This is a genomic window from Streptomyces sp. NPDC006487 (assembly GCF_042870555.1).
Lineage (GTDB): Bacteria > Actinomycetota > Actinomycetes > Streptomycetales > Streptomycetaceae > Streptomyces.
Map to the genome: position 1 here is coordinate 354,761 of NZ_JBIAHN010000002.1, position 18,296 is coordinate 373,056.

General features: G+C 73.2%; 13 protein-coding genes and 1 pseudogene. 7 read left to right on the top strand and 7 right to left on the bottom strand.

What is annotated here, in order from left to right; all coding sequences use genetic code 11:
- Position 1: 1 nt before the first annotated feature.
- The 6 genes from ACFYM0_RS04405 (at position 2) to ACFYM0_RS04430 (ending at position 7,757) form a co-directional block, all read left to right on the top strand.
- Positions 2-787 carry a GNAT family N-acetyltransferase gene (locus tag ACFYM0_RS04405; protein WP_388496365.1) on the top strand — a complete coding sequence of 262 codons (786 nt, stop codon included), beginning with the start codon at positions 2-4 and terminating at the stop codon, positions 785-787.
- 78 nt (positions 788-865) lie between these two features.
- Positions 866-1,906 carry an LLM class flavin-dependent oxidoreductase gene (locus tag ACFYM0_RS04410; RefSeq protein ID WP_388496366.1) on the top strand — a complete coding sequence of 347 codons (1,041 nt, stop codon included), beginning with the start codon at positions 866-868 and terminating at the stop codon, positions 1,904-1,906.
- A 78-nt stretch (positions 1,907-1,984) separates the two neighbouring features.
- Entirely contained in the window at positions 1,985-2,374 is a 390-nt protein-coding gene (locus tag ACFYM0_RS04415) for a GntR family transcriptional regulator (protein WP_388496368.1), read from the top strand.
- Positions 2,371-3,255, top strand: coding sequence for an ABC transporter ATP-binding protein (locus ACFYM0_RS04420; RefSeq protein ID WP_388496369.1), 885 nt, complete (start codon positions 2,371-2,373; stop codon positions 3,253-3,255). The genes ACFYM0_RS04415 and ACFYM0_RS04420 overlap by 4 nt, the downstream gene beginning before the upstream one ends.
- Positions 3,252-4,184, top strand: a complete 933-nt coding sequence (locus tag ACFYM0_RS04425) for an ABC transporter permease (RefSeq protein ID WP_388496371.1) — start codon at positions 3,252-3,254, stop codon at positions 4,182-4,184. Before ACFYM0_RS04420 ends, ACFYM0_RS04425 begins: the two co-directional genes overlap by 4 nt.
- Positions 4,185-4,337: 153 nt before the next feature.
- The gene (locus ACFYM0_RS04430) at positions 4,338-7,757 is read left to right on the top strand and encodes a molybdopterin-dependent oxidoreductase (protein ID WP_388496372.1); all 3,420 of its coding nucleotides are present in this window, start codon (positions 4,338-4,340) and stop codon (positions 7,755-7,757) included.
- 1 nt (position 7,758) lies between these two features.
- Here the strand turns inward: ACFYM0_RS04430 and ACFYM0_RS04435 are convergent, their stop codons facing one another.
- From ACFYM0_RS04435 to ACFYM0_RS04460, 6 genes and pseudogenes are all read right to left on the bottom strand, one after another.
- A complete protein-coding gene (locus ACFYM0_RS04435) occupies positions 7,759-9,099 on the bottom strand; it encodes a radical SAM protein (protein ID WP_388496374.1) in 1,341 nt (446 codons plus the stop codon).
- 129 nt (positions 9,100-9,228) lie between these two features.
- Positions 9,229-10,775: pseudogene (locus tag ACFYM0_RS04440) on the bottom strand (aldehyde dehydrogenase family protein).
- A 164-nt stretch (positions 10,776-10,939) separates the two neighbouring features.
- Positions 10,940-11,428 (bottom strand): hypothetical protein, encoded by a 489-nt coding sequence (locus ACFYM0_RS04445; protein ID WP_388496375.1) that lies wholly within the window; start codon positions 11,426-11,428, stop codon positions 10,940-10,942.
- Positions 11,429-11,434: 6 nt separating this feature from the next.
- Complete coding sequence (locus ACFYM0_RS04450) at positions 11,435-12,445, bottom strand: SCO0930 family lipoprotein (RefSeq protein WP_388496376.1); 1,011 nt, start codon at positions 12,443-12,445, stop codon at positions 11,435-11,437.
- A 114-nt stretch (positions 12,446-12,559) separates the two neighbouring features.
- Positions 12,560-14,014: an NADH-ubiquinone oxidoreductase-F iron-sulfur binding region domain-containing protein gene (locus ACFYM0_RS04455; protein ID WP_388496378.1), complete on the bottom strand. Its 1,455-nt coding sequence runs from the start codon at positions 14,012-14,014 to the stop codon at positions 12,560-12,562.
- Complete coding sequence (locus ACFYM0_RS04460) at positions 14,011-15,036, bottom strand: hypothetical protein (RefSeq protein ID WP_388496379.1); 1,026 nt, start codon at positions 15,034-15,036, stop codon at positions 14,011-14,013. The genes ACFYM0_RS04455 and ACFYM0_RS04460 overlap by 4 nt, the downstream gene beginning before the upstream one ends.
- Before the next feature lie 500 nt (positions 15,037-15,536).
- Here ACFYM0_RS04460 and ACFYM0_RS04465 point away from each other — a divergent pair, with 500 nt between their 5' ends.
- A complete protein-coding gene (locus ACFYM0_RS04465) occupies positions 15,537-16,808 on the top strand; it encodes a PucR family transcriptional regulator (RefSeq protein WP_388496380.1) in 1,272 nt (423 codons plus the stop codon).
- 92 nt (positions 16,809-16,900) lie between these two features.
- Here the strand turns inward: ACFYM0_RS04465 and ACFYM0_RS04470 are convergent, their stop codons facing one another.
- A complete protein-coding gene (locus ACFYM0_RS04470) occupies positions 16,901-18,292 on the bottom strand; it encodes a DUF1996 domain-containing protein (protein WP_388496382.1) in 1,392 nt (463 codons plus the stop codon).
- Between the last annotated feature and the right edge of the window lie 4 nt (positions 18,293-18,296).

Here is an 18,296-nt window from a genome sequence, read left to right on the forward strand (position 1 = left end):
CATGACCACCACCACGCCCACGCCCGCGCCCACGCCCGCGCCCGCGCCCACCAGCCCGGGGACCCCGGCGGCCCCGGTCACCCCGCACGTCCTCGACAACCCCGCCTGGGCCTCGTTGTCCGGCCCGCACGCGGAGTTCGCCGTGCGGGCCGGCGGCCTCGCCGCCCGGTACGCCGCGGACGTCGCCGTGTTCTCCGCGATCGCCGATCCGGCCGACCCCCGGTCCTGGGACGCGCTGCGTTCCCTGGCCGGACCCGACGGGGTCGTCTCGCTCTCCGGTGTCCTGACGCCGCCCCCCGGCTGGGAGACCGTCTGGTCCGCGCGGGGCGTCCAACTGGTCGACACCTCGCTGCGCGCCGAGCCCTCGCCCGAGGCGGTGCGGCTCGGTCCGGCCGACGTGCCGGAGATGCTGGAACTGATCGGACTGACGAAGCCGGGTCCCTTCCTGCCCCGCACCATCGATCTGGGCACGTACCTGGGCATCCGCCACCGGGGCCGGCTGGTGGCCATGGCCGGGGAGCGGCTGCGCCCGCCCGGCTGGACGGAGATCAGCGCGGTCTGCACCCATCCCGGCTTCCGCGGCAGGGGCCTCGCGACGCGCCTGGTCCGCGCGGTCGCGGCGGGCATCCGCGACCGGGGGGACGTACCGTTCCTGCACACGGCCGCCGAGAACACCGGTGCGATCCGCCTGTACGAGTCGATCGGTTTCACCGTGCGCCACAGGCCTTTCTTCCTGGCCTTCCGGGCGCCGGGCGGCACGGATCACATTGCCGCCACACGCATTTAACAGTGCCGGTTCCTTTTCATACTCCCGCCATTTCCGCGTCCCCTATTTTCGGGCACGCCCTTTTCGAGGAGCGTCGACGTGAAATTCCTGGCCATCACCCTGATCACGGACGGCACGGATCCGGCGACGGGCGCCCCGACCCCCACCCGCGAACGGTTCCGGCAGGTCGTCGACGCCGCACTGCTGGCGGAGGAGCTCGGCTTCGACGGGTTCGGTGTCGGCGAGCGCCACGAGCGGCCGTTCCTGTCGTCCTCCCCGCCCGTCGTGCTCTCCCACGTCGCCGCCCTGACCCGGCGCATCCGGCTGTACACCGCCGTGACCACCCTGAGCCTGCTGGACCCGGTGCGGGCCTACGAGGACTACGCGACGCTCGACCACCTCAGTGACGGCCGGCTCGAGCTGATGATCGGCAAGGGGAACGGCTCCGCGCAGCGCGAGCTGTTCGACGTGACCTCCGAGGACCAGTGGGAGCGCAACTCCGAGGGCTACGAGCTGTTCCGGCGGATCTGGCGGGAGGACAAAGTGACGGCGCGGCCGCGCTTCCGCCCCGCGCTGACCGGCGCCGAGGTGCTGCCCCGACCGTTCCAGAAGACTCTGCGGGTCTGGCACGGAAGCGCCACGAGCCGGGAGTCCGTGGATCTCGCGGCGCGCTACGGAGACCCGCTCTTCTCCGCGAACGTCACCCATCCCATCGGCCCGTACGCCGCGTTGATCCGCCACTACCGCGAGCGCTGGGAGCACTACGGACACGACCCGGCGCACGCGGTCGTGGGCGCGGGCACGGCCGGCTTCCACACGGCGCCCACCTCACAGGGCGCGGTGGCCGCGTACCGGCCGGCGTTCGCCCGGTACCTGGCGGCCCACGCCGCGCAGGGGCTGGATCCGGTGTTCCCGACCCTGGAGGACTTCGTCGAGCGGAGTTCGGCCCTGATCGGCAGCCCCGAGCAGGTGATCGAGAAGGTGCACCGCTACCACGAGGAGTTCGGCCACACCGTCCTGCACCTCCAGGCCGAGCCCGGCGGGCTGACCGAGGCCCAACACCGTGACTCCCTCGCACTGTTCCAGTCCCGGATCGCTCCGGCGCTGCGCGGCTCGATTCCGGATCCCGCCTTCGCGTGAGATAGCGGAGGACTGTTGACAGAAGCACTCCCCTGCACCACCCTTTCACTACTTGCCTAGTGAAAGGGTGGTGTTGTCGTGCTCGAGTACCGCATCGACCGTCGCAGCGGCATCGCCACGTACCTGCAGATCGTCCAGCAGACCAAACAGGCCCTGCGCCTGGGGCTGTTGGAGCCGGGCGACAAGCTGCCGACCGCGCGCGAGGTCGTCGAGGCCACCGCCATCAACCCGAACACCGTCCTCAAGGCCTACCGCGAGCTGGAACGCGAGGGGCTCGTCGAGGCGAAGCGGGGTCTGGGCACCTTCATCCGCAAGTCCCTGGGCGGCGCCCCGGCGGAATCCCCGCTGCGCGCCGAACTCGCCGACTGGGCACGGCGGGCCCGGGATGCCGGGATGGAGCGGGACGACGCGGCCGCGCTCTTCTCGGCCGTACTGGAAGAGCACTTCAAGGGGGACGAACACGCATGACGCACACCGTGATCGAGGCGGACGGCCTCGGCCTGCGCTACGGACGCCGGGGAAGGTGGGCACTGCGCGACTGCTCCTTCCGGCTGCCCGAGGGCCGGGTCTGTGCACTCGTAGGACCCAACGGGGCGGGAAAGTCGACCCTGTTGGCCATCGCTGCCGGGCTCGCGTCCGCGACTGAGGGCTACCTCCGCTCGGTGCCGCGCGAGGAACTGGCCTTCGTGGCCCAGGAGAAACCCCTCTACCCTCAGCTCACCGTCGGCGAGACCCTGCGCATGGGCCGCGAGCTCAACCCGGGTCGCTGGGACGCGAGTACGGCGGAGCGGGTCGTCGAGGCGGGGGACCTCGACCCGCGCACGAAGATCCGTACGCTCTCCGGCGGGCAGCGCACCCGCGTCGCCCTGGCCCTGGCCCTCGGCAAACGCCCGAGCCTGCTCCTGCTCGACGAGCCCATGGCCGACCTCGACCCGCTCGCCCGGCACCGGCTCATGGGCACGCTGATGGCCGACGCCGCCGAGAACGGCACCTCCGTGGTGATGTCCTCGCACATCCTCACCGAGCTGGAGGGCGCCTGCGACCACCTCCTCCTGGTCGACGGCGGCCGGATCCGCCTCTCCGGCCCCATCGACGAGGTCGGCGCGGCGCACCTGCTGCTCACCGGCCCCGCCGCCGCCCGCGATGAACTCTCCGCGCACACCGTCGTCGAGGCCCGCGAGACGGGCCGCCAGCTCACGGCACTCGTACGGCCGCGGGGCCCCGTCGACAGCCACACCTGGCATACGACCCCACCGTCCCTGGAGGAACTCTTGCTCGCCCACCTGCGCGCGCCCGAAGCCCCGGCGTTCGCCGTCGAGGCCGATGTCACCGAGGGGGTGTCGGCATGAGCACACTGACGCTGAAGGGGCCGTACTGGGTCACGGTCCGCCAGCACCGCAGGGTGCTCCGGGCGGTGCCCGCACTCGTGGCCGTGGGCCTGGCCACGATGATCACGCTGCGCGTGTGGAGCGGTGGTCCGGGATCCGACCGGACGTACATGACGTCCGAGTACTACGCGGGGGAGGCGCTCCGGCTCTTCGTGCAGTACGCGGGCAACACCATTCTGTTCCTCCCGCTCCTGGTGGGGGCCTTCGTCGCCGGCCCGATGGTGGCCCGCGAGCTGGAGAGCGGGACCTGGCGGCTCGCCCTCACCCAGTCGACGACGGCGAAGGCCTGGCTCGGCTCGAAGGTCCTGCCGGCGGCCGCCGTCTCAGTGCTCGGCTCGGTCGCCCTGATCGGGGTCTACCGCGTGGGCTGGGCAGGGGTGGGCGGGACCTGGCAGCTCCACTGGGCCGATCGCGGACCGTACGAGGCCACCGGCCCGGTCCTCCTCGGCTACTGCCTGCTCGGCGTGGCCCTCGGCGCCCTGGTCGGCCAGTTGGTCCGGCGGACGCTGGCGGCCATGGCGGTCACGGGTCTGCTCACGGGCGTCGTGTTGCTGGTCCTCGGGACGCTGCGCTGGTCCTTCCTGCCCGTGGTGACGCAGACCGCACCCCTGGCGGGTAGCCCTGATCCGACGCTGCCGCCCTCAGCCCTTGTCATGGACTCCGGGTTCCTCACCGCAACCGGCGAGCGCCTTTCCGAGAGCGCCTGTTTCGAGCGGATGGAGGACCTGCCCGGCTGCCCCGCCGATCTGAACGTAACCGCCCGGTACTTGGACTTCCACCCGGCCTCGCACCACTGGCCGACCCAGCTCATCGAAACCTCCATCCTCCTCGCCCTGGCCGCCGCGGCCCTCTATGCCGCCTTCCGCCTGGTTCACAAACGACACCCCTGAACCTCCCCTGAGCAGCGTGCACGACCCGTTCGGCCCGGGGCGAAGGTCCCGGCCGGGCGGGTCCTCCGGTGCTCCACTCGCGACCATCGCCGCTGGTCAGTGCCGTACGCCGGACTGTCCAATGAAGAGAGGTCTGCGAGCCAGGAGGATGTCGTGTCCGAGGAGAAGCGAGGGTTCTGCACCCTCTGCAAGTCGCGCTGCGGCGCGATCTTCACCATCGAGGACGGCCGGCTGACCGGCGTGCGACCGGACCCCGACCATCCGACCGGCACGGCCATGTGCCCCAAGGGCCGCTCCGCCCCCGAGATCGCGCACAGCACCCGGCGGCTGACCACCCCGCTGCGCCGGACCAACCCCAAGTCGGACCCTGACCCGGGCTGGGTGCCCGTCTCCTGGGACGAAGCCATGGCGGAGATTGCCGAGAAGATCGGAACGATCGCCTCGGAGACCGGCCCCGAGTCGGTGGCCTTCGCCGTGGCCACGCCTTCGGGGACCATGGTCTCGGACGCCACCGAGTGGATCGAGCGCTTCGTACGCCGCTTCGGCAGCCCGAACACGGTGTACAGCGCGGAGATCTGCAACTGGCACAAGGACGTCGCACACGCCTTCACCTTCGGCTCGCCGATCCCGCCGCCCGACTACGCGAACGCGGACCTCGCCCTGCTGTGGGGCTTCAACCCGGCCAAGACCTGGCTGGCCCAGTCCGCCGCCCTCTCCGCCGCCCAGGCGAGCGGCACGAAGCTCGCCGTCGTGGACCCGCGCCGCTCCACGAGCGCGCTGCGTGCCGACCACTGGCTGCGGGTCCGGCCCGGCACCGACGCCGCGCTCGCCCTGGGACTCGCCCACCTGCTGATCGCCGACGAGGGGTACGACGCGGCCTTCGTCCGCGCCTGGACCAACGCTCCCCTCCTGGTCCGCGCCGACACCGGCCGGTTCCTGCGCGCGGACGAGCTCCCTGGCACGCCCCGGGAGCGCACGGGCTTCGCCGTTTTCGACGCGGAGGCCGGCCGGGCCGAGGCCTGCGACACCGCTCGCGCCGCCCACCGCCCGGAGCGCTTCGCGCTGCGCGGCACCCGGCCGGTCGCCCTCCGCGACGGCTCGGTCGTCGACTGCGCGCCCGCCTTCGAGCGGTACGCCACCGCCTGCGCGGCCTGGCCGCCGGCCCGGGTCGCGGCCACCACCTGGATCCCCGAGCGGGAGATCCGCGCCCTCGCCGCGGAGATCGCCGCCGCCCCCTCGGTCACCTACTACGGGTGGACCGGAGTGGGGCAGAGTACGAATGCCACGCAGACCGAGCGGGCCCTGGCCACCCTCTACGCGCTGACCGGCTCCTACGACACCCGCGGCGGCAACCACGTGGCCCCCGCCCCGCCCTACAACCCGGCCACGTCGGTCGCCCAGTTCGCTCCCGAGCAGCGTGCCAAGGCCCTCGGCCTCGACAAGCACCCGCTGGGCCCGCCCGCCTCCGGTTACGTCAACTCCGGCGACCTGTGCACGGCCATCGAGACCGGCCGCCCCTACCCGGTCCGTGCACTCATCGGCTTCGGATCCAACCTCGTCGTCGCCCAGCCCGACTCCGACCGCACCGCGCGGGCGCTGCGCGCACTCGACTTCCAGGTCCACCTCGATCTCTTCCACAACCCGACCAGCGGCAGCGCCGACATCGTCCTTCCGGTCAACAGCTCCTACGAGCACGAGGCCCTGCGCTTCGGCTTCGAGGTCAGCCACCGGGCCCAGGAGCAGGTCCAGCTCCGGCCCCGGATGGTCGAGCCGCAGGGCGAGTCCCGCAGCGACACCGAGTTCGTCTTCGATCTCGCCTGCCGCCTGGGCATGGGGGCGGACTTCTTCGGCGGGGACGTCGAGGCCGCCTGGAACTGGCAGCTCGAACCCCTCGGCCTGACCGTCGAGGAGCTGCGCCGGCAGCCGGGCGGCGTCCGGGTGCCCCGCGAGGAGGCCTACCGCACGTACGCCGCCCCCGTAGCGGCCGACGGGGACGGGGACGGGGACACCGTGACCGGCTTCGCCACGCCCACCCGGCGCGTCGAGCTCTACTCCGAGCGGCTGCTGGAGCACGGCTACCCGGCGGTGCCCGAGCACCACGACCCCGCTCCCACGGACGCCGCGTACCCCCTCGTGCTGACCTGTGCCAAGCACGGCTACTTCGTGCACAGCCAGCAGCGTTCCCTGACCTCGCTGCGCCGCCGGGCCACCGACCCCTCGGTGGATCTGCATCCCCGGACGGCCGCCGCGCACGGCATCGGCGAGGGCCAGTGGGTGGAGCTCGCCACACGCCGCGGCTCCATCCGGCTGCGCGCCCGTTTCGACGACTCCCTCCACCCCTCCGTCGTCGTCGGCGAGTACGGCTGGTGGCAGGACGCCACCGACCTCGCCCTCCCCGGCGCCGACCCGACCGCCCCGTCGGGCAGCAATTTCAACCGGCTCGTCGACCATGCCGACACCGACCCCCTCAGCGGCTCCGCGCCACTGCGGTCCGCCGCCTGCCGGATCGGCCCGGTGCCCGGCGACGGCTCCTGGCTCGGTACCCGCCCCTTCACCGTGACGGCCCTTGACGAGGTGAGCCCCGGCATCCGGGGCCTGCGCCTCGCCCCCGTGGACGGCGGGGCCCTCCCCGACTTCCGGCCCGGCCAGCACCTGACCGTGCGTGCCGAGAACCCGGACGGCACCGTCCAGGACCCGGCCCACGGACGCAGCTACTCCCTCACCGGAGCCGCCCTCGCGGAAGGCCGCACCGATTACGGGCTCGCCGTACGCCACATCCCCGGCGGAGCCTTCTCCACCCGGATCCACGAGGAGCTCCGGGTCGGGGACCGGCTTCACCTGGCGAGCCCGGGAGGCGTGTTCGCCATCCCGACGCACACCGGCGAACCGGTCGTGCTGCTTGCCGGCGGCATCGGCATCACACCGTTCCTCAGCTACCTCGAAACCCTCGCGTCCACCGGCGGCACGGTCCCCGAGGTCGTCCTGCACTACGGCAACAACAACGCGGCCGACCATCCCTTCCGGGACCGGCTGCGCGAGCTGGCCGCCCGCATACCGGCGCTGACGGTCGTGGACCACTACGCCGCTCCCCGTACGGAGGACGTCCTCGGCCGCGACTTCGACCGCACGGGGTTCATCACGGTCGACGACATCGACCCCGGTCTCATCGCCCGCCGCGCCCGCTTCTACATGTGCGGTCCGCAGCCCATGCTCGACGCTCTCACCGGGGCGCTGATCGCGCGCGGTGTCCCCCGCTTCGAGGTGTTCAGCGAGAAGTTCCGCCCGGCCCGGCGGGAGGTGACCGTGCCCGACGACGCCGAGTACACCGTCACCTTCGCCCGGTCCGGGCGCAGCGCCACCTGGCGCAAGGACGACGGCCCGCTCCTCGCCCTCGGCGAGGCGGCCGGGGTGGCCATGCCGAGCGGCTGCCGGGTCGGGCAGTGCGAGAGCTGTGCCTGCACCGTGCTCAAGGGCACGGCCGCCCACCTGGTGGCCCCCTCGGAGGACCTGCCCGACACCGACGTCCTGACCTGCCAGTCCCTGCCCACTTCGGACCTGGTCCTCGACCTCTGAGCTACTCGGTCTCCTCCTTCTCCTCCAGCCCCTCGAGGCTGTCCATGAAGGAGGAGACGGAGAACACCGCACGCCCGGGGCCGGCCGGGCCGTAGCCGGGCGGGGAGCTCAGGCCGAACTCCTCCAGCGTTGCCCGGTAGGTCTCCAGCAGGCGGACGTGGTACTCGAGGGGGGCGCCCAGCGGATTGGCCTTGCCCAGCGGGGTCGTCGGCTCCGGACACCAGGTGGTGAAGCGCGGGACGACTCCGTGCGACATGAAGAACCGCAGGCCCTCCTGGGTGGACGCGATCGCCTCGCTCACCTTGGTGAACCCGAAGGGCTCGGCCATCTCGATGCCCGCCACGAAGTTCGGGATCACATTGCGCGGGCCGAACACCTCCGTGGAGTCCAGGATCCTGCGGTGCCATTCGTCGCGGCCGACGTAGCGCTCCTTGCCGGGGCAGTGGAGCTTGAACAGGTACTCGTCCCACACCTCGAAGTTGGGGTGGTAGATCTTGACGCCGTGGTCGTGGAAGCGCTGCACGGCGTCGCGGGGCAGTGCCTGCGCGACGACCTTTCCGGTCCAGCGGCCGGGGAAGCGCTCCTCGATGGCCTTGGCGTACTGGCCGTAGAAGTCGGCCTCGTCGCGGCCGCCGACCTTGGAGGTGATCGAGCCTCCCGTGAGGGTGTAGGCCCGGGAGATGCCCGCGGTGTCGTACCGGTCGATGATCTCCAGCGCCTCCAGCACCTCCTCGACCGGCTTCACACCGGTGTAGGGGCGGCCGGCCGCCTTGTGCTGGCGCCAGTTGTGGTTGATGTCGCAGAACTGGCACTCCTCCTTGGCACCGAAGTACTGGCACACCCGGAAGACCGTCAGGTAGATGAGGTAGCCCCACTGGATGGTCGGCGCGACCTCCATCACCGACTTGCCGTTCGACAGCTCGTGCCGGTAGTACTCCGGCATCGGCGGCAGGCCGACGTCCGCGATCCGTACGCCGTCCAGGTACAGGCCGAGCGCGCCGGACTCCCCGCCGCGCACCACGTACGGGGAGTCCGGGTTGACCCGTACGGAGACCACGGTGCGGCGCAGTTCGTACGGGCCGCCCGTGAGGACGATCTCCTCGGGGGGCCGGTTCAGTGCGGCGGCGCCGAGCTCCGGGAGGGTGCGGTGGTCGAAGGAGAAGATGAAGTACGACTTCGGCTTGACGTCGCCCGAAGCCCCGTCGGCGCCTCCGCTGAGCGCGGACTCGTCGAAGGCCATGCCGCCCCGCAGGAGGTCTTCCTTGATCACGGCTTCCCGGGGCACGTGCGGGAAGCGCCCCATCAGGTCCTCGATCAGCGCGGTACGGCTGGGACTCTCCATCTGGCGGCTCCATTCCAGGCTCTTGCCGGGCCGCGGCGGTCCGCCCCCTTGGCGTTCCGCACGGCACGGCGGTGATCTCACTGTAATCAGAGCGCCCGGGCTCCGGCGCAGCGCCTCCTCGGCGCCTCCTCAGGGCATGAGCTGGTACTCCGGGAAGTTGCCCGGGAGCCGTTCGCCGGCAGGTCCGTGGGTGACGGCCCGGACCAGGAGCTCGCCGCCGACGAAGGCGCCCCGCCAGGAGGCGCCGACCCGCCGAAGAGCTCCTCCCGGTCCCCTCGCGAGCGGGGCGTACCGTGGCCGATCTTGAAGGCGCGGATCTGGGGTGCGAGGCGGCCGAAGGTGGCCGGGTCGTCGGTGGAGAGGGTGGCGACCAGGGCCCCGTTGGAGGCGTTCATCGCCGCCAGCAGCTCGGCCTCGGTATCGACGAGCACGATCGTGTCGACCGGGCCGAAGGGCTCCGCGTGGTAGAGCGGCGAGGAGGCCGGCGGGCTGAGGAGGGCCAGCGGGGCAACGTAGGCGGAGGTGTCCTGGCCGGGCAGGAAGCGGCCCGGGTCCAGCGTGCCGCGGAAGAGGGGGACGGCGCCGCGGTCGACGGCCTGCGCGGCGTGCTCGGTGAGCTCCGCGGCCTTGGCGGTGTTGATGAGGGGGCCGAAGTCGAGCTCGGGCAGCGGGTCTTCGGGGTGCGCGACGGCGAGGGGGTGTCCGGTGCGGACGGCGGAGACGGCGGGGAGGTAGGCGGCGAGGAAGGCGTCGAAGGCGGTGCGCTGGACGACGAACCGGGGGTAGGCGGTGCAGCGCTGCTTGCCGTAGTCGAAGAGTTTCGGGATGGCGGCGCCCAGGGCCGTCCAGTCGGTGTGGTCCCAGATGCCCCAGGTGTTGAGGCCCTCCTGTTCGAGGATGTGGCGTTTGCCGAGGTCGGTGAGGGCAGTGGCGATGCGGGCGCCCGTGTCGCGACCGCCGACGAAGGAGACGCAGCCGATCTCCGGGGAGCGGACGAGTGCCTCGGAGAGTTCGCCGCCGCTCCCGCTGAGCAGGGTCACCGGGATGTTCTCGCGGTGGATGAGCGCACAGGCGAGGGTGAGGCAGGCCAGGCCGCCGTCGGTGGGTGTCTTGGCGATGACGGCGTTGCCCGCGAGGGCCTGCACCAGCATCGCGTGGACCAGGACGGACATGGGGTAGTTCCAGCTGGCGATGTTGGACACCGGGCCGTCGAGGGGGGTCCGGCCCTCCAGCATCGTGTCGATGTGCTCCACGTACCAGCGCACGCCCTCGACGGCCCGGTCCACGTCCGCGCACGCCAACCGCCAGGGCTTGCCGATCTCCCACACCAGGAGCAGGGCGAGCAGGTCGCGGTGTTCGGTGAGGGCGTCGAGGGCGGCGCTCACGCGGGCCCGGCGCTCCGCCGGCGGAACCTGCCGCCAGGTGCGGTGCTGGTCGAGGGCGGCCCGTACCGCCTTGGTCGCGGTGTCCGCGTCGAGCCGGGGCGGGCCCGCGATCGGGCTGCCGTCCACGGGGCTGGTGGCGGGCAGCGCGTGCCCGTCGCCCTGCCAGTCGCCGGCCCAGAGGTTCAGGACGCGGTCCTCGCGGAAGGCCTCCGGGGCCGCGGCGAGGGCGCGCCGCCAGGCATCGGCCCAGGCCGTGCCGGGCTTGAGGGCGAGGGGGGTGGGCTGTGCCATCTGTGAGTCTCCGCTCAACGACGGGCGGGGCGGGGGAGGCTCGCGCGTACGGGGTGGGACGCGGGGGCGGTGGACGGGTGCGCGAGGCCGGTGCTGCCGGGTGGAGGTGACCGCCGGGGACGGCTGCTCCGACCGTACGTACCCTCGGTGCGGCATCCGTGCTCTCAGGCGTCGGCGGCGCGTCGCGCCCCCGTGCCCGTCGGGATCACCGAGGGGTGGGCGCCATGGGTGTGTCCGGGCGCCGAGTCCAGGGTTCCGCCGAGGCGGCTCCGGGCCCGGGTGAGGGCGTCCGCCGAGGGCGCCGTGATGATCCAGCGTTCTCCGACGAGGTACGTGCCACCGTACTGCCGGGACTCCGACAGCCATGCGGCCCGGCCCTGGGCCGTGCCGAAGGTGGCCACCCGGAAGGCTTGCCCCTCCACCGAGCAGGCGCCCTCGCGCACCTCCTGCGCGTCGACCGTCACCTCGGGGACGCACCCCAGGGCGGCCGCGATCCGGTCCAGCGGCTCGGGAGCGGGGGGCGGGGACGCCGCCCTCCCTCCGCCTGCGTGGCCCGCGCCTGCCGTGCAGGCCACGCAGGCCGCGCAGAGGAGGGCTGCGAGCAGGGCGATGGCGCGGGGCGCGCGGGGCGCCCCGTCTTTCCGGCCGGGCACGGCCGGTCAGCCCGCCGCCGCGATCTTCTCGCCCGCGTCGTCCACCGCGAACCAGAGGCCCTGTACGCCGTGTCCGTTGGTCTGGCCCGGTGCGGTGTCTCCGGTGAAGAGGTAGACCGGCCAGCAGTCGATCGTCAATTGACGGGTTCCGTCGGGACGTTCCACGGATCCGACCAGTCCTGCGGGAATTCCGACGGCTTTTTCCGATTCCACGGGGGCGGCGGGTTTCCATGTGTCCAAGCAGGCGTCGAGGCAGCCGAATTTCATCGGCCAGGCGCTGTCCTTTCCGAAGCGGTAGAGGGTGCGCCCCTGGGCGTCCACCATGAGTTTTCCGAGTTTCGCGTCGGCCACGGCGGAGAGCGGAGCGGATTCCTTACCGGCGGCGTCCGCCTCACCGGCATCCGGCGTCTTGCCGGCGTCCGCCGCCTTGCCGCCGTCCGCCGCCTTGCCGCCGTCCGCAGCCAGCGCGTGCCAGGTGCCTCCGACGCCCTCGCCCTTCGCTTCGCCCGGCCGGGTGTCCTGTGCGTACCGGTACACGGGCCACCCCGCGAGCGTGAGCTGGCGGGTGCCGTCGGACCGCTCGACCGAACCGAGCAGCCCGGCGTCGATGCCCGCCGGGGCCTGGGCTCCGTCCGCCGGGACCGCGGGCCAGAGGGCGGCGCAGGCGTCGTCGCAGTTCGACCGGGGCGGCCGGGCGGTGTCCTTGTCGAACCGGTAGAGCGTTGCTCCGGCCGCGTCCGTGACCACGCTGCCCACGTCGGGGATCTCCCGGACCTCCAGCCTGCCGGCCGCGTCCGAACCCTCCTCGGCCTCCGCCTCCGCCTCGGCCTCGGCCTCCGCGTCCGCGCCGTAGCCCTTGCCGTCCCCTGCGCCGTGGCCCACCGCCCGTTCGGCTCCCGCCGCCTGGACGGTCACCGTACGGGCGGCTCCCTCGTCGCTGCCGCATCCCGACGCGAGCAGAAGTACCGTCAGCACCGATCCGGCGGCGGCCGTGGTCGCCCGGTTCCTGTTGCCCATGGTTTTCTCCTTCGGTTTCCATCCGGCGCGCTTCCGTCGGGATATTCATAAGGTCTGCGGAGACCGCTGCATTCGATCGCGCGGGAATTTGTCAGATCACGCCAAAGCGTGAACTCATTCCTGGATGCGGAGCGCGAGCGCCGGGCAACGGCGCACCGCGCGCAGTGCTTTGGGCCGCAGCGGGCCGGGGACCGGCATGACGCCGCGTGCCGGATATCCGTCCTCGTCGAGCCGCACCACATCGGGGAGCAGGTCCACGCAGAGGCCGTGGCCCTTGCACAACGTCCAGTCCACGACGAGCCGTTCGGGGCTCTCGTCCTCGGGCAGCGGCAGGGCGCCCAGCACGCGGCGTCCGCAGCCGCTGCCGAGTGCGTGGTCACGGAACTCGTCGGGGAAGACGGCCAGCGCGGAGGCCACGAACGAGGACGTGCCGTCCGGGTGGGAGCAGGCTCCCCGGCCGCGCACCCCCCGCATCCGGGCCTGTACCGCGTCGAGGGCCGCCCCGCCCCCGCCGGTCACGAGCCGTTCCACGGCGTCGGCGAGCGAGGGCAGGCCCCGTACGCACGGACCGCACTGGCCCGCGGACTCCCTTGCCAGCCAGCGCGCGACCCGGGCCACCTCGCCCGCCGGACAGGTGTCCTCGGGCAGCGGCAGCACCGCGCCCGCGCCCAGTACCGCGTCGTAGGCCGCCAGGGACTTCCGGGAGATCAACGCCTCGCGCGCCGCCCCCGGATCCAGCCAGCGACCGTGGAAGCCGCCGATCAGCACCCCCTGTCCGGGCACGGTGCCGCACAGGTCCAGTACGTACTCCAGGGAGGTGCCCAGGGGTACCTCGACGACGGTCGTCCCGGCGACGGTCAGCAGGGTCGTGCCGGGTTCGCCGGGCAGCCCGGCCGTGCCGTACTCGGACACGCCGAGGCGGGCGGCGACGGCGAGCTGTGCGTACGTCTCCGCGTTGGACAGCAGGGTGGGCAGGCCGCCGAGTCCCCGTTCGCTGGTCCTCGTCCGGTGCCCGGAGGGTACGGCGGGCCCGCCGTCCAGGCCGTTCACGAGGGCGCTTCCCTCGCCCGTGACGAAGCGTTCGGGGAGCCGGACGACGCGCACGCGCCGCCCGGCCGGGCCCCGTTCGGCGACGGCTTCGGTGAGGGACCGCTCCACGTCGGGCCGGGTGACGCCGACGACCACGTCCTCGGCGCCGAGCGCGGCGGCGGCCACCAGCGCGCCGTCGAGCACGAGGTGCGGCACATAGAGGAGCAGGGCGGCGTCTTTCAGGCAACTCGGCTCGCCTTCGGTGCCGTTGACGACCACGGCGCTGCGGCCCTCTTGACCTCTGGCGGACCGGATGACGGCCCGGAGCTTGCGGGCGAAGGGGAAGCCCGCTCCCCCGCGCCCGCCCAGGGCGATGCCCTCGGCGAGTGCGACGAGCTCTTCGGAGGGGTAGCGCGGCAGCGCGCCGTGCACGTCCAGATGACCGGCCCGGTCCAGCCGCTCGGCGGCGTCGAGTCCCGCCAGCAGCCGGGGCCCTCCCACGCAGCCGAGGGCGGGACGCGTTCCGGAGCCGCCGTTCACCGCCCGCTCCGTACGCCGTCGAGCGGCTCGGGCGAAGACGAGCCGGACGGCGAGACGCGCGGGCCCGCTGACGGATCCGCGGCCCGTTCCGGGCGGGTGGGGAACACCGTGGCGCCCGGCTGCCGGGTCAGGCGCGCGGTCAGCAGCTCGGCCGCCCACTCCGCCGGCCTGCGCACGAAGGGCGCCGGCCGGTGCGGCGGCGCCTGCCCGGGCACCCGGGGCGGTACGGACGGCGCGTGCGGCGGGGACTGCACCGGTGGCGCCGCCGGCGCGGCCGGGGTGCCGGACGGCCTCGCGGCGGCGAGCGTACGCAGCTTCGCGCGCAGCCGCAGCGTCAGCAGTCCGGCGACGCCGATCAGGCACAGGGCGTACCCCACGGTCACCCAAGCACTGGCGGCGCGACCGGACTTGAGCCCGTGGACCAGTGAGGCACCCCAAGCCGGGTACGCCGCCATGTGCAGGGCGCGCCACCACAGCGACCGCCCCCGGGTGGCGAAGGCGCCGCGGACGGCGCCGGAGACGGCCACGGCGACGAATCCGTAGCCGGCCAGGCTGCCGAGGCCGATGAGCAGCGGGCGCTGGCCGTCCGCGAAGGGCAGGACCACGGCGGCGGCGTCGGTCCGGGACCGCCCGACCTTGATCCACACGTGCAGGAGGAGGAAGCCGAGGCCGGCGACGGCCAGGCCCCGGTGCGCGGCCTGGGCGACGAGCCGGTGCCCGGAGGCGAGGAGCCTGCGGTCGGTGGCCGCCAGTCCCCACAGGACGGCGCCGGTGAGGGAGACCAGCGAGAGCACGCCGGCCCCGTAGTCGAGGAAGTCCCACAGGCGGGTCAGTGCGCCGGCGCGGGCCGCCACGAGCAGGGCCGCCAGAGCCGCGAGGCCGGCCGCACCCAGGGCCGCGGGGTGCGGCCCCCCGGACGCGGACAGCAGCGGCGGGCGCCGCACCGCCCGCCGGCCGGAGGCGCCGGGCACCGCCGGCGTCGACGCCGCCGGGGAGACGACTGCGGATGCCGGGCCTGACATCGGGCCGGTCACCGGGCCCGAGACCGGCGCGGACGGCGCTCCGGCGTGGCGCCGGGTACGGCCTCTCGTACGGCGGGCCCGGTGCGAACGACCGGGCGGGCGGGGCTGGAGCAAGGGCATGTGGTCTCCCATACGTCCGGACCCGAGCACTTCCACCTCGCGCTCGGCGCCCGGGGGTCGACGTCGCAACCGCTCCTCGGCGGGCGGGAGATGGGCACTTGGCCCACCGGGCCGGCCGGGAGCGGGGGCCGGAGTGCAGAAGCATCGTGGAGGTATGCAAGCCCTCCACAGGATTTATCGAAACGTGATAATTTCTGGCCCTCGCACAGCCATCGCATCGAACATCCCCGGAAGATTCCCTTCCAGTGGTGCGGTTGCGACGGGGTTGACGCCTGATCCGCCGCCGCACCTCCCCGACGGCGATCGAGCCGATGCCGCGGGACTGCGGGCTTGCCACCGTCCCACGGGGCAGGCCATACCCCGGCTTGAACGAGGTAACAATGTGCGAACTTCTGAACCGCATCTGGTCCCGCCCGCGCGGCGAGTGGACCCGGGTCCTGCGCAAGGAACTGCCCACGGTGGCGGCGGGGATGGTGGAGGAACTGCGGGAGACCGTCCCCGGATTCTCGGCGCTCGTCGAGGACCTCGGCGACGAGGTGGTCAGACGGAGGATGGAGGGGGCACTGCTCACCGCCCTCGGTTACCGCGAGGGCGGTGGCGGCGCCGGGTGCGGCGACACGGACACCGGCGCGGCCGACGGAGCCGAACCGGCCCCCGCGCCGGAGCCGCCGGACCCCCACGCGCAGACCCGGTCCGGCCCCGGACCCACCACCACGCCGGCCGCGGCCTTCGAAACCGAGCACGCCCGGCCCCACCCACAGGCACACCCGCACGCGGCTTTCCGCGGCGGGGAGTTGCCACCGCTCCAAGCCGTCCCTTTACAACGGTTCGGCTCGGTGCGCGAGCACGCCCGGCGCGAACTCTTCGCCCTGCTCACGGGTGACACCCCGCACCGCGAATCGGCCCGGACCGAACTGGCCGAACTGGCCGGACCGGCCGGCTGGCCGCTCCCCGTCGCCGTACGCGCGGTCGCCCTGGCATCGCCCGGCGAGACCCAGCAGCTCGCGGCCCTCCTCGACGACTGCCTCGGCGGGATGGTCGCGGGCCAGCCGTGCCTGCTCGTCCCGACCCCCGACCCCGAGGCCCGTACCGCCCTGGAGGGCGTGCTGCGCGGCCGGCTCGCCGTGGTCGGCCACCCGGTGGCCCCCGGCGACACCGCATCCTCCCTGCGCTGGGCGGTACGCCTGCTCGCGCTGGTCCCGGCGCAGGCCCGGTCCGGTCCGGACGCCCGGACCGTCTTCGTGGACGACCACCTCTCGACGCTGCTCCTGCTCCAGGACGAGCCGCTGGCCCACGCACTCGCCGCACGCTGGCTGCGGCCGCTGGCCGACCTCACCCCGCGCCAGAGCGAGCGGCTCGAAGTGACCCTGCTCGCCTGGCTGGAGGGCGGTGGAGCTCCCGAGGCGGCCAAGGCGCTGAGCGTGCACCCGCAGACGGTCCGCTACCGGATGCGCCAGCTGGAGAAGCTCTTCGGGCCCGGTCTGAGGGACCCTCGTACCCGATTCGAACTGGAACTGGCGCTGCGCAGCCGCCGGTTGATGGCCCAGGTCCGGCTGCGGCCGGTCCGGGGCAGCCGCCGGGCGCGCGTGGTGGCCGCCGACTTCCGCCCGTCTCCGGGCGACGGCCGCATCGCCCGCGTCAACGGCCTCTAGAAGGCGCAAGCCCGAGCGGGTGGAGCGGACGAACGAACGAGGCGGTGCCGGCCCCGGAGCGTGCTCCGGGGCCGGCACCGCCTTTCGCCGGGTCAGCGGCAGGCACGTCCGCCGTTGACGCAGCGCACCGCCCGGGCCATCAGCTCGTCCGGCATGACGTTGATGAAGTCGCCGTGGTCGGTGACCGGCTTGTGCAGTTGCTCGGGGAAGCTGTCCACCGCGAAGCGCGCGCCGGGGGGCGTCGCGTAGACGATCCGCTGCACCAGTTGCGGGACGGCCTTGAAGCCCGCCGGGCAGGACCCGTCCCGCCCGGCGAAGGCCACGTGGGTGCGGTGGTTGGCGCTGTCGGTGTTCTTGCCGTCCCAGCAGCTCTGGAAGGCGAACGTCCGTACCACGTCGGTGCCCTTGGGGCAGATCGGGTACTTGTCCTTCAATTGCCGGTTCTCGAAGCCGGTGCAGCTCCACGAGGCGTTGGCGTTGGCCGGGCCGTTGGTGAAGGCCTTGGCGTCGCCCGTGATGATCCTCAGGAAGCGGGGCATGGCGGCGACCCGGGAGACGGGGCTTCCCTTGAACTGGATGGTCACCTGCTTCGGGCGCAGGATCGTGCCGACGTTGGCGTCCTGGCCGCCGCCGGGGGCTCCCGCGTCCTGCTCGGCCTTGCCGTCGCGCAGCCTCAGCACCGGCCAGTAGTAGGTGGACAGGTCGCCGTTCGTGCAGGTGGTCCCGGAGGCGGCGAGGCTGTTGTTGGTGGAGAAGGCGTCCGTGGTCCGGTTGCCGACGTAGTCGTGCATGTGGTGGGCGCCGTTGCTCACCCCGGGGGCGACGATCACGTTGTCGGGGTTGAGGTGGCGCTCGTCGTTGCGCCCGCATTCCACGGAGAAGGAACCTTTGGAGGCACCGGACTTGGGAGCCGGGCGCCGCACGTTCGGCTTCACCGAGCCGATGGGGACGAAGTCGGCGCGGGCCGGTCCTCCCTTCAGGACGGCCTCCGTGCCGCCCCGCGCGGTCTCCTCCTCGGCGGCCGGCGCCTCCCGCATCGCGCAGGCGCTCAGCTCCGCCAGCCCGTCGGGGCGGGCGGCGGTCCGTCCGATCGCCTCGGAGACCCGGCCGATCGACGCGTCGCGCCGGCCCTTCAGCTCCCCCAGCAGTGCGTCCGCCTGCGCCCGGCCGGTGGCGAGCCGCTGGTAGGCCTCGGCGATCTGGGTGTCCAGACCGGCTAGTTCCCGGTCCACTTCGCCGCGCACCTGATCGGGAACCTCGCGCAGCCGCTCGCCCACGTCGGGGCAGTCGATGGTGGCCGTCACCGGTGCCCGGCGAGCCGGGTCCTGGCCCGCGGAGGCCACCTGCCCGGCGATCACCACCCCGCCGCCTCCCAGGACCAGTGCGGATGCCGCGGCGAGCACCTTGTACAGGGGACGGGCCCTGCGTTTGTGTCCTGTCCTGTCCCGGCGTGCCGGGCCTTGCGTGGAGTCGTTGTCGCGCATGTGA

Bases quoted from the DNA above. Each gene is read 5' to 3' on its own strand.
- ACFYM0_RS04405 (WP_388496365.1), top strand. From the start codon at position 2: ATGACCACCACCACGCCCACGCCCGCGCCCACGCCCGCGCCCGCGCCC.
- ACFYM0_RS04420 (WP_388496369.1), top strand. From the start codon at position 2,371: ATGACGCACACCGTGATCGAGGCGGACGGCCTCGGCCTGCGCTACGGA.
- ACFYM0_RS04425 (WP_388496371.1), top strand. From the start codon at position 3,252: ATGAGCACACTGACGCTGAAGGGGCCGTACTGGGTCACGGTCCGCCAG.
- ACFYM0_RS04435 (WP_388496374.1), bottom strand. From the start codon at position 9,099: ATGGAGAGTCCCAGCCGTACCGCGCTGATCGAGGACCTGATGGGGCGC.
- ACFYM0_RS04450 (WP_388496376.1), bottom strand. From the start codon at position 12,445: ATGGGCAACAGGAACCGGGCGACCACGGCCGCCGCCGGATCGGTGCTG.
- ACFYM0_RS04460 (WP_388496379.1), bottom strand. From the start codon at position 15,036: ATGTCAGGCCCGGCATCCGCAGTCGTCTCCCCGGCGGCGTCGACGCCG.
- ACFYM0_RS04465 (WP_388496380.1), top strand. From the start codon at position 15,537: ATGTGCGAACTTCTGAACCGCATCTGGTCCCGCCCGCGCGGCGAGTGG.
- ACFYM0_RS04470 (WP_388496382.1), bottom strand. From the start codon at position 18,292: ATGCGCGACAACGACTCCACGCAAGGCCCGGCACGCCGGGACAGGACA.